The sequence below is a fragment of the Comamonas nitrativorans genome (genome assembly GCF_042654765.1).
In the GTDB taxonomy this organism is placed as follows: domain Bacteria; phylum Pseudomonadota; class Gammaproteobacteria; order Burkholderiales; family Burkholderiaceae_C; genus Comamonas; species Comamonas nitrativorans.
The window spans coordinates 65,328-77,489 of the sequence record NZ_JBHSEW010000009.1; the positions used below are offsets into that span (position 1 = coordinate 65,328).

Sequence of the window (12,162 nt, forward strand, 5' to 3'; positions counted from 1 at the left end):
TTACTCCAAAACAAAAACTGAATAAAAGTAGCTGCCAACGCTTTATTTACCAGCGCCAGCAGCTCTTTTAATGCAAGCAATCACCCTTGTTCGGACTGGTTGGGCTGCTCGGCACGCGGTTCACGTTGCTCGCGGGGTTCACGCGGCTCGCGGTACTCGCGGTTTTCGCGCGGCTGACGCGGGGCACGTTCGCGGTACTCGCGCGGTTCACGCGGCTCGCGCTCGGGCATGCCGGCGGGGCGCTCGATCAGCGCCTTCATGGACAGCTTGATGCGGCCCTTGTCGTCGGCTTCCAGCGCCTTGACCTTGACGATCTGGCCTTCCTGCAGGTAGTCGGTGACTTTTTCCACGCGCTCGTGGGCGATCTGACTGATGTGCAGCAGGCCGTCCTTGCCGGGCAGCACGCTCACCAGGGCACCGAAGTCCAGAATCTTGACGATCGGGCCTTCGTAGACCTTGCCGATTTCCACTTCGGCGGTGATTTCCTCGATGCGGCGCTTGGCTTCGTCGGCCTTGGCGGCCTCGGTGGCGGCGATGGTGATGGTGCCGTCTTCCTCGATGTTGATCTGGCAACCGGTTTCATCGGTCAGGGCGCGGATGGTGGCGCCGCCCTTGCCGATCACGTCGCGGATCTTCTCGGGGTTGATCTTCATCGTGAACAGCTTAGGCGCGAAGCTGGAGATTTCGGCCTTGGCCTCGCCCATGGCTTCCTGCATCTTGCCCAGGATGTGCATGCGTGCTTCCTTGGCCTGGGCCAGGGCGACCTGCATGATTTCCTTGGTGATGCCCTGAATCTTGATGTCCATCTGCAGGGCGGTGATACCGGCGGTGGTACCGGCCACCTTGAAGTCCATGTCGCCCAAATGATCTTCATCGCCCAGGATGTCGGTCAGCACGGCGAACTTGTTGTCTTCCTTGATCAGACCCATGGCGATGCCGGCGACGTGCGCCTTCATGGGCACGCCGGCGTCCATCATCGACAGGCAGCCGCCGCAGACGGAGGCCATCGAGGAAGAGCCGTTGGATTCGGTGATTTCCGACACCACGCGGATGGTGTAGGGGAATTCTTCCTTGCTCGGCAGGCAGGCCACCAGGGCACGCTTGGCCAGGCGGCCATGGCCGACTTCGCGGCGCTTGGTCGAGCCCATGCGGCCTACTTCGCCGGTGGCAAAGGGAGGCATGTTGTAGTGGAACAGGAAGCGGTCTTCAAACTCGCCGGCCAGCGCGTCGATGCGCTGCGCGTCGCGCTCGGTGCCCAGGGTGGAGATGACCAGCGCCTGGGTTTCGCCGCGCGTGAACAGGGCGGAACCGTGGGTGCGCGGCAGCACGGAGTTGCGGATTTCGATGGGGCGCACGGTGCGGGTGTCGCGGCCGTCGATGCGCGGCTCGCCGGCCAGAATCTGGCTGCGCACGATACGGGCTTCGATGTCGAACAGCATGTTGTCCACCTTCACGGCGTCGAACGCCACGCCCTGCTCGGTCAGACCGGCCTTGACAAAGGCGTAGGCTTCGCGGCACGCCTGGGTGCGCACCTGCTTGTTGCGGTTCTGGTAGGCGGCACGCAGTTTTTCTTCGCCCAGCTCGGCCACTTTGGCGATCAGGGCTTCGTCCTTGGCTTCGGGCTGCCAGTCCCACACGGGCTTGCCGGCCTCGCGCACCAGTTCGTGGATGGCGTTGATGGCGATCTGGCCTTGCTCGTGGCCGTAGACCACGGCACCCAGCATGACGTCTTCGGGCAGTTGTTGCGCTTCGGATTCGACCATCAGCACGGCGGCTTCGGTACCGGCCACGACCAGGTCCATCTGGCTGTTCTTGCGCTGCGTCTGGCCGGGGTTGAGGACGTATTCACCGTTGATGTAGCCGACGCGGGCCGCACCGATGGGGCCGTTGAAGGGAATGCCGGACACCGACAGGGCGGCAGAGACGGCGATCATGGCGGCGATGTCGGCGTCCACCTCGGGGTTCAGCGAAATGGTGTGGATGACCACATGCACTTCGTTGTAGAAGCCTTCGGGGAACAGCGGGCGAATGGGGCGGTCGATCAGGCGGCTGGTCAGCGTTTCCAGCTCGGACGGCTTGGCTTCGCGCTTGAAGAAGCTGCCGGGGATCTTGCCGGCGGCGTAGGTCTTTTCGATGTAGTCCACGGTCAGGGGGAAGAAGTCCTGGCCGGGCTTGGCGTTCTTGGAGGCGACGACGGTGGCCAGCACCACGGTGTCGTCGATGTTCACCAGCACGGCACCGCTGGCCTGGCGGGCGATTTCGCCGGTTTCCATGGTGACGGTGTGCTGGCCCCACTGGAAGGTTTTGGTGACTTTGTTGAACATGGTCATAACGATCAATCCTTTAAAAATAGCTGCTACCGCACGGGTAGCAAGGTTTTCAGGGTGATACAGATCGCGATGCCATTCCAGATCGACGCTTGCAGCTATTGATTTGCAAGTATCGACGTGGAATGACACAGCTTCGCTCTGCAATCCCCCGGTGAATGAAAAACAAAAACGCCTGCGCTGACCGTGGCCAGCGCAGGCATTCCTTACCGAGTCAAGTGCGCAGGCACTGTGCTTACTTGCGCAGGCCCAGCTTGGCGATCAGGGCGACGTAACGGTCGGCATCCTTGGCCTTGAGGTAGTCCAGCAGCTTGCGGCGACGGCTCACCATGCGCAGCAGGCCACGGCGACCGTGATGGTCCTTGGCGTGCTGTTTGAAGTGGGGGGTCAGTTCGTTGATACGGGCGGTCAGCAGTGCGACTTGCACTTCCGGGCTACCGGTATCGTTTTCCGAGCGAGCGTTGGCTTTGACAACTTCAGCCTTCACAGAGGCAGCGATCATGGTATTTCCTTGGTATGAACGGGTGCTGCGCACCCTAATGACTTGCGCCAGGACTGGAAAGGCCCCGACGTGCGTTCTGCACCATGCAAAACCCGGTAATTCTAACACTTTCGTCCAATTTCCCCAAGGGGGCCGCGCCTCCATAGGGGTTCCCCCTGTTGTTTACAGTGTGTTACCCCTGCTAAAAACCCCGGCTTGCTCTGGCACACCCGCCTGGTACGAAGGTGCTTACCCGCACCGATGACTCTCCCCCCACAAGGAGGCCCTCCCCATGAAAATCGCCACCCGCCTGACCCTGGGCTTTGCCTTGATCAGCCTGCTGATCTGCCTGCAAGGGGCCGTGGCCCTGTACAAAAGCGCCGCCATCGGCCACGGCTTCAACCAGATCAGCGAGCAGGACATGCCCAATGTCTCCATGCTCAATGAAGTCGACGAGAACCGCCACATCATCGCCGAGGCCCTGCGCGATCTGCTGATCGTCAAGGGGCTGGAAGAATACGACGCGCTCAAGCAGCAGATTTACGCCTCGCGCAAACGCATCGGCGAAGTGGTGGAGCAACTGCAAACCCGCATCACCGACACGGAAGGCCAGGCGCTGCTGCAGGCCGTACTGGCCCAGCGCCAGCAGTACGTGCAGGCCCAGGAACACCTCATCGGCCTGATGGACAAGGGCAATCAGGGCAGCGCCCGCAATTACCTGATGGACGAGGTGGGCGGCATCCTGCACGGCTACGGCGCAGCGATCGCCGCGCTCAAGACCCTGCAAAGCCAGCGCCTGAATGCCTCGGTCACCCAGGCCCATGCCGACATTACGGCCATCCAGAGCGGCGTCTGGCTCAGCATCGGGCTGGCCCTGGCCGCCGCGCTACTGCTGGCCCGCTCGACCGTACTGGCCATCACCAAGCCGCTGCAGGAGGTGGTCGGCCTGTCCCGCGCCGTGGCAGCGGGCCAGCTGCGCGAGCGCCCGCCCGTGGCCGGCACCAATGAAACCGCCCTGCTGCTGCAGGCGCAGCAGGAAATGGTCGGGGGACTGCGCCAGGTCGTCACGCAGGTGCGCAGCGGCTCGGAAAGCGTGGCCGGGGCCAGCGCGGAAATCGCCCAGGCGAATCTGGATCTGAGCAGCCGCACCGAACAGCAGGCCAGCGCCCTGCAGCAGACCGCCGCCTCGATGGAGCAACTGAGCAGCACCGTGCGCCACAACGCCGACAACGCACAGCAGGCCAACCAGCTCGCACAGTCCGCCTCGCAGGTGGCCGAGCGCGGCGGCGAGGTGGTGCAGGAAGTGGTCGGCACCATGCAGGAGATCGCCACCAGCTCCGAGCGCATGGCCAACATCATCGGCGTGATCGACGGCATTGCCTTCCAGACCAACATCCTGGCGCTGAACGCCGCCGTCGAGGCCGCCCGCGCCGGCGAACAGGGCCGGGGCTTTGCCGTCGTCGCCAGCGAGGTGCGCTCCCTGGCCGGGCGCAGCGCCGAAGCGGCCAAGGAAATCAAGCAGCTGATCGACAACAGCGTGCAGCGCGTGCAGGCCGGCACCGCCCAGGCCGGCCGCGCCGGGGCCACCATGCAGGAAGTGGTCGAGGCCATCCGCCGCGTCACCGCGCTGATGGGGGAAATCAGCACCGCCACCAGCCAGCAAAGCCAGGGCGTCGCCGAGGTCGGTGCCGCCATCAGCCAGATGGACCAGATGACCCAGCAGAACGCGGCCCTGGTCGAGGAAATGGCCGCCGCCGCCAGCAGCCTGCAAAGCCAGGCGCAGACGCTGGTGCAATCCGTCAGCATCTTCGACCTGGGGCACGGCGCGACGGCGCTGGAATCCGCCCCGGCAGCACGCTTGCAACTGGCTTGAGCGGCAGGTTTGCCGCACGGCGAACAGGAAGCTTAAAAAAATAGCTGCTTCCGCAGATAAATAAACGATTTCAGGTATAAAACTATTTGAAATTGTCTATTTATCTGCGGAAGCAGCTATTTTTATTGCGTCGTTTTACTTGCGCTGCCACACCGCCGCAAAAAAGCCATCGACCTGATGGGTATGCGGCCACAGGCGCACGTATTGCGTGCCGGTGGCGCCGCCTGCGCACAGGCTGGCGGCGTTGTCCACCTTCAGCTGCGCCAGGGTATCGCCCGCATCCAGCGCCACGAAATCGGGGTGGGCCTGCTGGAAGGCTTCGGCAATGCGTTCGTTTTCCTCGGGCAGCATGGAGCAGGTGGCGTAGACCAGACGGCCACCGCTTTTCACCAGACGGGCGGCGCTGTCCAGGATGGCCGTCTGCTTGGCCGTGAGTTCGGCGACGGACTGCGCGTTTTGCCGCCATTTCAGGTCGGGGTTGCGGCGCAGGGTGCCCAGGCCGGAACAGGGGGCATCGACCAGCACGCGATCGATCTTGCCGGCCAGGCGCTTGACGCGCTCGTCGCGCTCGTGCGCCAGGGCGGCGGGGTGGACGTTCGACAGGCCCGAACGCGCCAGCCGGGGCTTGAGGGCTTCGAGACGGTGGGCCGACACGTCGAAGGCATACAGACGGCCCGTGTTGCGCATCTGCGCCCCGATGGCCAGGGTCTTGCCGCCCGCACCGGCGCAGAAGTCCACCACCATCTCGCCGCGCTTGGCGTCCAGCAGCAGGGCCAGCAGTTGCGAGCCTTCGTCCTGCACTTCGATGCGGCCTTGCTGGAAGGCGTCCAGCCGGGTCAGCGCGGGTTTTTCCTGAACGCGCAGGCCCCAGGGGGAGTACGGCGTAGCCTCTGCCGCGATGCCTTCTGCGGCCAGTTCCTTGATGACGGCTTCGCGCTTGGCGTTCAGGGTATTGACGCGCAAATCCAGCGGCGCGGCTGCCAGCAGGCTGGCGGCCAGCGCGTCGAACTGTTCGCCCACCTGGGCTTGCAGCGCCTCGGCCAGCCATTGGGGCAGGTTGTGGCGGTGCTGGGGCAGCAGGTCGGCGGTCTGCACGGCGTCGCACTCTTGCAGCCAGGTTTTTTCTGCGGGGTTCAGGGCCGCTTGCAGCAGGGTGCGCGGCCCGGCAAAGCCCAGGATCGCCAGGCGGCGCTCCCGCGCCCCGCTGCCGGAGCGGGCCAGGGCTTCGAAGCGCAGCTTATGGCGCAGCACGGTGTAGGCGGTTTCCGCCAGCGTGGCGCGTTCGCGCGGGCCGAGGTTGCGGTGCTGGCGAAAGAAGCGCGAGACGACGCTGTCCGCCGGGTGTTGCAGCAACATGACTTGCTGCACCAGTTCGGCGCAGGCTTCCAGAAGGGCTTTAGGGTGCATGGCGGTTTTTTAGATGTTTTTGATGAAGTTGCACACGGCACGCGGGTAGATGACGTGTTCCTGCGTCAGCACGCGGGCGGCCAGGGTGTCGGCGGTGTCGTCGGGCAGCACGGGCACCACGGCCTGTTCCAGGATGGGGCCGTCGTCCAGCTCCTGCGTGACGACGTGGACGGTGCAGCCAGCAAACTTGCAGCCCGCATCAATGGCGCGTTGGTGGGTGTGCAGGCCGGTGAAGGCGGGCAGCAGCGAGGGGTGGATGTTCAGCAGCCGCCCGGCAAAGTGGGCGACGAAGCCGGGCGTCAGAATGCGCATGAATCCGGCCAGCACCACCAGGGCGGGCTGGTACTGGTCGATCAACTGCGCCAGGGCGGCATCGAAATCCTCGCGGCTGGCAAAGGCCTTGTGGTCGAGTACGGCGGTGGCGATGCCGTTGTCCTGCGCAAATTGCAGCCCCTTGGCGTCGGCCTTGTTGCTGATCACGGCGGCAATGCGGGCGCCATACTGCCCGGCCCAGTCGCCCTGCTGGGCCGCACGCACAATAGCGGCCATGTTCGAGCCGCTGCCTGAGATGAGAATCACGATGTTTTTCATAGAGGGCGCGATTATCCCTGCCCCATCCCATTTCGCCATCTGCCATGCCTTTTGACCACCAAAACACCCCCCTGAGCGCCGAACAGGCCCGCGTCCTGGCCACGCTGCTGGAAAAGCAGCGCACCGTGCCGGACAGCTATCCGCTGACGCTGAACAGCCTGCTGTCCGGCTGCAACCAGAAAACCAGCCGCGAGCCGCTGATGCAACTGACCGAGGCCGACGCCCTGGCCGCCCTGGATGCGCTGCGCGAGCGCCATCTGGTCATCGAGGTCAGCGGCCAACGCGCCATGCGCTGGGAACACAACTTCGAGCGCGTGCTGGGCGTGCCCAGCCAGGCCTCGGCCCTGCTGGGCCTGCTGATCTTGCGCGGCCCGCAAACCGCCGCCGAGCTGCGCACCAATGCCGAGCGCTGGCACCGCTTTGCCGATACCTCCTCGGTCGAAGCTTTTCTGGAAGAACTGCAAGAACGCAGCGCAGAGAAAGGCGGCCCGCTGGTGCAACTGCTGCCCAAGGCCCCCGGCGCCCGCGAGGCCCGCTGGGCGCATCTGCTGTGCGGGGAGCCAATCCTGCCCGCAGCGGCTGCCGCCAGCCACGCCACCGTTGCTAACGCCGCTGCCACCACCGGACTGGCCGACCTGACCGAACGTGTCACCCTGCTGGAAACCCAGGTAGCGCAGTTGCAGCAGCGCCTGGATGCGCTGACCCGCTCCCTGGGCGACTGAGCCTGCGGGGCACGGCCTATACTGTGCGGTTTTGTTTTTTCATCCTCACACCTTCCCCCTGGCATGAAGATCTTCCTCGGCTACCGGCAGGCGGGCCTGGCCCCGGCCTGCGCCCTGACCATCGGCAACTTCGACGGCGTACACCGTGGGCATCAGGCCATGCTGGGATTGCTGCGGGCCGAAGCCGCCCAACGCGGCCTGCCCAGTTGCGCGGTGACCTTCGAGCCGCACCCGCGCGACTACTTCGCCGGGGTGCTGGGCAAGCCGGAGCTGGCCCCGGCCCGGGTCGGCACGCTGCGCGACAAGCTGTCGCAGCTGCGCGTCTGCGGGCTGGACCAGGTGGTGATCCTGCCCTTCAACCACGCGCTGGCCAGCCTGGCGCCCCAGGCCTTCATCGACGAGGTGCTGCTGGACGGCCTGGGCGCCCGCTACGTGCTGGTGGGCGACGACTTCCGCTTTGGCGCCAAGCGGGCGGGCGATTACGCCCTGCTGGATGCCGCCGGGCAGGCCCAGGGCTTTGAAGTGGCCCGCATGAACAGCTACGAGGTGCATGGCCTGCGCGTTTCCAGCACCGAGGTACGCGCCGCCCTGGCAGCCGGGCAGATGCAGGAGGCCGAGCGCCTGCTGGGCCGCCCTTACACCATCAGCGGCCACGTCGTGCATGGGCGCAAGCTGGGCCGCAGCCTGGCCGAGAGCGCCCCGGGCCTGGGCGACGGCTTTCGCACGCTGAACCTGCGCTTCGACCACTGGAAGCCCGCCGCCAGCGGCATCTTCGCCGTGCTGGTGCATGGCCTGACCGATGCGCCCCTGCCGGGCGTGGCCAACCTGGGCGTGCGCCCGTCCCTGGACCCCCATGACGTGAACGGCGGCCGCGTGCTGCTGGAGACGCATTGCCTGGACTGGCCGCAGCACCTGGGCGGCGATGGGGGCTACGGTAAAATCATCCGCGTGGAACTGCTGCACAAACTGCATGACGAGCTGAAATACAACAGCCTGGATGCGCTCACCCAGGGCATCGCGCAAGACTGCGCCGATGCCCGCGCCTTTTTTGCCGGACAACTGTCCGCCGCCAGCGTGACCCCCGCGCAAACCCAGCGCCAGACCACGCGCGACCGAATTTGATGCCCGGCATCATCACCGCGACGGATTTCCACCGGCATCCCCGGTTTTTCCCCTGAATTTCCAGCCCAGGCCGCGCCCTGGGCTTTGCCTTGAAGCGAGAAAGATTTTTCATGTCCGAACAGCCCGCCCCGAAAAAAGCCAAGAACGCCCCGGAAAGCGCCTACCGCGCCACGCTGAACATGCCCGACACGCCCTTCCCCATGCGCGGCGACCTGCCCAAGCGCGAGCCGCAATGGGCCAGGGACTGGGACGAGCAAGGCGTCTACAAGCAACTGCGTGCCGCCCGCCAGGGTGCGCCCAAGTTCATCCTGCACGACGGCCCGCCGTATGCCAACGGCCAGATCCACATCGGCCACGCGATGAACAAAATCCTGAAGGACATGATCGTCAAGAGCCGCCAGCTGGAAGGCTTCGACGCGCTCTACACCCCCGGCTGGGACTGCCACGGCCTGCCGATCGAGAACGCCATCGAAAAACTGCATGGCCGCAACCTGCCGCGCGACGAGATGCAGGCCAAGGGCCGCGCCTTTGCCACCGAGCAGATCGCCCAGCAGATGGCGGACTTCCAACGCCTGGGCGTGCTGGGCGAGTGGGACCATCCGTACAAGACCATGAACTTCGCCAGCGAGGCGCACCAGTTGCGGGCGCTGAAGAAGGTGATGGAGCGCGGCTTCATCTACCGGGGGCTGAAGCCGGTTTACTGGTGTTTCGACTGCGCCAGCTCCCTGGCCGAATTTGAAATCGAATACGCCGACAAGCAAAGCCAGACGCTGGACGTGATGTTCCCCGCCGCCGACCCGGCCCGGCTGGCTGCCGCCTTCGGCCTGGACACACTGGACAAGCCCGCCTTTGCCGTGATCTGGACGACCACCGCGTGGACGATTCCCGCCAACCAGGCGCTGAACGTGAACCCGGAACTGGAATACAGCCTGGTCGATACCGAGCGCGGCCTGCTCGTCGTCGCCAGCGCCCTGGTGGAAAAATGCCTGGAGCGTTGGGGCATCGCCGGTCAGGTGATCGCTACCGCCGTGGGGCAGAAGCTGGATCGGATGCCCTTCAAGCACCCGCTGGCGCACGTCGATGCGGGGTACGACCGCCTCTCGCCCGTCTACGTGGCCGAGTACGCCACGGCCGAGGACGGCACCGGTATCGTCCACAGCGCCCCGGCCTATGGCGTGGACGACTTCAACAGTTGCGTGGGCAACGGGCTGGCCTACCAGGACATCCTCAATCCCGTGCAGGGCAACGGCCAGTACGCGACGGACTTCCCGCTGTTCGGCGGCCAGCCGATCTGGAAGGCCGTGCCGGTCATCATCGATGCGCTCAAAGTGGCGGGCCGCCTGATGGGCACCGCCGGCATCACGCACAGCTACCCGCACTGCTGGCGGCACAAGTCGCCGGTGATCTACCGCGCCGCCGCGCAGTGGTTCGTGCGCATGGACGAGGGCGAGGGCGTCTTCACCGACCCGGCGCAGAAACCCGCGCAAACCCTGCGCCAGATCGCCCTGACAGCGATCGAGCAGACCAGTTTCTACCCCGAAAACGGCAAAGCCCGCCTGCGCGACATGATCGCCAACCGGCCCGACTGGTGCATCTCGCGCCAGCGTTCGTGGGGCGTGCCGCTGCCCTTCTTCCTGCACGTGGACACCGGGGCGCTGCACCCGCGCACGATGGAGATCATCGACCAGGCGGCCAGCATCGTCGAGCAAGGCGGCATCGAAGCCTGGAGCCGCGTGACCACGGAAGACATCCTGGGCGCTCAGGACGCCAAAAACTACACCAAAAGCACCGACATTCTGGAAGTGTGGTTCGACTCCGGCTCCACCTTCTGGCACGTGCTGCGCGGCACCCACGCCGGGATGCACCACGACCAGGGGCCGGAGGCCGACCTGTACCTGGAAGGCCACGACCAGCACCGGGGCTGGTTCCATTCCTCGCTGCTGCTGGCCAGCGCCATCTTTGGCCGGGCGCCGTACCGGGGCCTGCTCACGCACGGCTTCACCGTCGATGGCCAGGGCAAGAAGATGAGCAAGTCGCTGGGCAACACCGTTTCGCCGCAGGAGGTCAGCAGCAAGATGGGCGCGGAAATCATCCGCCTGTGGTGCGCCTCGACCGACTACTCGGGCGATCTGGCCATCGACGACAAGATTCTGGCCCGCGTGGTGGACGCCTACCGCCGCATCCGCAACACGCTGCGCTTTTTGCTGGCCAACACCAGCGACTTCGACGCCGCCCAGGACGCCGTGCCCTACGAGCAGATGCTGGAAATCGACCGCTGGGCGCTGGCCCGCGCTGCCCAGTTCCAGGCCGAGGTGCTGGGCCATTTCAAGGTGTACGAGTTCCACCCTGTGGTCGCCAAGCTGCAACTGTTCTGCTCCGAGGATTTGGGCGGCTTCTACCTGGACGTGCTGAAAGACCGCCTCTACACCAGCGGCGCCAAGAGCGCGGCGCGGCGCAGCGCCCAGACCGCGCTGCACCACATCCTGCACGCCATGCTGCGCTGGATGGCGCCCTTCCTCTCGTTCACCGCCGAGGAAGCATGGAAGATCGTCGGCAGCAGCAGCTCCATTTTCCTGGAAACCTACCAGACCCTGCCTGCGGGCGATGCCGCGCTGCTGACCAAGTGGGAGCGCATCCGCGCCATCCGCGACGTGACGAACAAGGAAATCGAGAACCGGCGCGAAGCCGGTCAGGTCGGCGCCTCGCTGCAAGCCGAAGTGACCCTGAGCGCCGAGCCGGAAGACCTGGCCCTGCTGCAATCGCTGGGCGAGGATTTGAAGTTCGTCCTCATCACCAGCGCCGCGCAGGCCCGACCGGGCGACGCCCTGGCGGTGGACGTGCAGGTCAGCACCCACGCCAAATGCGAACGCTGCTGGCACTACCGCGCCGACGTGGGCACCAACAGCGCCCACCCGACGCTGTGCGGACGCTGCGACAGCAACCTGCACGGCAGCGGCGAAGTGCGCCACTTTGCTTGATAAAAAGGAGCTTGTTCCGCAGGATATGCAAGGATTTCAAGTATCAAACATGCTGAAATCCTTGTATTTCAAGCGGGAAAAGCTATTGAAACAATGAACCCCTCTTCTACCCGCCCCCGCATCTGGCCCTGGCTGGCCTGGGCGCTGCTGGTGCTGGTGATCGACCAGCTCACCAAGCAGTGGATTCTGGCCCGCTACCAGTGGGGCGACTGGACGCCCGTCACCAGCTTCTTCAACATCGTGCGGGCGCACAACACCGGCGCGGCCTTCTCCTTCCTGGCCGACCACGACGGCTGGCAGCGCTGGCTGTTCGTCGGCATCGGCGCGGGCGCAACGGTGCTGATCGTCTGGCAGTTGCGCAAATACCCCGGGCAGAAGCTGTTCTGCCTGGCGCTGTCCAGCATCCTGGGCGGAGCCATCGGCAACGTGATCGACCGGCTGATGCACGGCTACGTGGTCGATTTTCTGGACTTCTACTGGGGCAGCCGCCACTTCCCGGCCTTCAACGTGGCCGACATGGGCATCACCCTGGGCGCGGCGCTGCTCATCCTCGACGAGCTGCTGCGCAGCCGCCGCAGCAGCAAGCCCGCCGCGCCGTGAACCGAGGCCAGCAGGCTTGTCCGCCGGGGCGTATATTGGCGGGCTTTGTTTTTTAGGCTTT

Annotated in this window: 9 protein-coding genes; 5 read left to right on the forward strand and 4 right to left on the reverse strand. The window is 65.3% G+C overall.

Annotated features, from left to right (window positions below; all coding sequences use genetic code 11):
- Window positions 1-80: 80 nt before the first annotated feature.
- Entirely contained in the window at window positions 81-2,330 is a 2,250-nt protein-coding gene (pnp, locus tag ACFO3A_RS11040) for a polyribonucleotide nucleotidyltransferase (RefSeq protein WP_377726322.1), read from the reverse strand.
- Between the two features lie 232 nt (window positions 2,331-2,562).
- The gene (gene rpsO, locus ACFO3A_RS11045; RefSeq protein WP_377726323.1) at window positions 2,563-2,829 is read right to left on the reverse strand and encodes a 30S ribosomal protein S15; all 267 of its coding nucleotides are present in this window, start codon (window positions 2,827-2,829) and stop codon (window positions 2,563-2,565) included.
- A 271-nt stretch (window positions 2,830-3,100) separates the two neighbouring features.
- Between rpsO and ACFO3A_RS11050 the strand changes: the two genes are divergently transcribed.
- Window positions 3,101-4,681 (forward strand): methyl-accepting chemotaxis protein, encoded by a 1,581-nt coding sequence (locus ACFO3A_RS11050; protein ID WP_377726324.1) that lies wholly within the window; start codon window positions 3,101-3,103, stop codon window positions 4,679-4,681.
- Between the two features lie 135 nt (window positions 4,682-4,816).
- Here the strand turns inward: ACFO3A_RS11050 and ACFO3A_RS11055 are convergent, their stop codons facing one another.
- Complete coding sequence (locus ACFO3A_RS11055; protein ID WP_377726325.1) at window positions 4,817-6,088, reverse strand: RsmB/NOP family class I SAM-dependent RNA methyltransferase; 1,272 nt, start codon at window positions 6,086-6,088, stop codon at window positions 4,817-4,819.
- A gap of 9 nt (window positions 6,089-6,097) precedes the next feature.
- Window positions 6,098-6,679 (reverse strand): phosphoribosylglycinamide formyltransferase, encoded by a 582-nt coding sequence (gene purN, locus ACFO3A_RS11060; RefSeq protein WP_377726326.1) that lies wholly within the window; start codon window positions 6,677-6,679, stop codon window positions 6,098-6,100.
- A 44-nt stretch (window positions 6,680-6,723) separates the two neighbouring features.
- Here purN and ACFO3A_RS11065 point away from each other — a divergent pair, with 44 nt between their 5' ends.
- The 4 genes from ACFO3A_RS11065 to lspA all read left to right on the forward strand — a co-directional run bounded on the left by ACFO3A_RS11065 (window position 6,724) and on the right by lspA (window position 12,101).
- Complete coding sequence (locus ACFO3A_RS11065; RefSeq protein ID WP_377726327.1) at window positions 6,724-7,401, forward strand: YceH family protein; 678 nt, start codon at window positions 6,724-6,726, stop codon at window positions 7,399-7,401.
- Window positions 7,402-7,464: 63 nt separating this feature from the next.
- On the forward strand, window positions 7,465-8,523 hold the full coding sequence (locus tag ACFO3A_RS11070; RefSeq protein WP_377726329.1) for a bifunctional riboflavin kinase/FAD synthetase: 1,059 nt from the start codon (window positions 7,465-7,467) through the stop codon (window positions 8,521-8,523).
- Between the two features lie 110 nt (window positions 8,524-8,633).
- Window positions 8,634-11,501 carry an isoleucine--tRNA ligase gene (gene ileS, locus ACFO3A_RS11075; RefSeq protein ID WP_377726330.1) on the forward strand — a complete coding sequence of 956 codons (2,868 nt, stop codon included), beginning with the start codon at window positions 8,634-8,636 and terminating at the stop codon, window positions 11,499-11,501.
- A gap of 93 nt (window positions 11,502-11,594) precedes the next feature.
- On the forward strand, window positions 11,595-12,101 hold the full coding sequence (lspA, locus tag ACFO3A_RS11080; protein ID WP_377726332.1) for a signal peptidase II: 507 nt from the start codon (window positions 11,595-11,597) through the stop codon (window positions 12,099-12,101).
- The last annotated feature ends 61 nt before the right edge of the window (window positions 12,102-12,162 follow it).

Excerpts from the sequence above, each read along its gene's own strand:
- pnp (WP_377726322.1), bottom strand. The coding sequence starts at position 2,330 with ATGACCATGTTCAACAAAGTCACCAAAACCTTCCAGTGGGGCCAGCAC.
- rpsO (WP_377726323.1), bottom strand. The coding sequence starts at position 2,829 with ATGATCGCTGCCTCTGTGAAGGCTGAAGTTGTCAAAGCCAACGCTCGC.
- ACFO3A_RS11050 (WP_377726324.1), top strand. The coding sequence starts at position 3,101 with ATGAAAATCGCCACCCGCCTGACCCTGGGCTTTGCCTTGATCAGCCTG.
- ACFO3A_RS11055 (WP_377726325.1), bottom strand. The coding sequence starts at position 6,088 with ATGCACCCTAAAGCCCTTCTGGAAGCCTGCGCCGAACTGGTGCAGCAA.
- purN (WP_377726326.1), bottom strand. The coding sequence starts at position 6,679 with ATGAAAAACATCGTGATTCTCATCTCAGGCAGCGGCTCGAACATGGCC.
- ACFO3A_RS11065 (WP_377726327.1), top strand. The coding sequence starts at position 6,724 with ATGCCTTTTGACCACCAAAACACCCCCCTGAGCGCCGAACAGGCCCGC.
- ACFO3A_RS11070 (WP_377726329.1), top strand. The coding sequence starts at position 7,465 with ATGAAGATCTTCCTCGGCTACCGGCAGGCGGGCCTGGCCCCGGCCTGC.
- ileS (WP_377726330.1), top strand. The coding sequence starts at position 8,634 with ATGTCCGAACAGCCCGCCCCGAAAAAAGCCAAGAACGCCCCGGAAAGC.
- lspA (WP_377726332.1), top strand. The coding sequence starts at position 11,595 with ATGAACCCCTCTTCTACCCGCCCCCGCATCTGGCCCTGGCTGGCCTGG.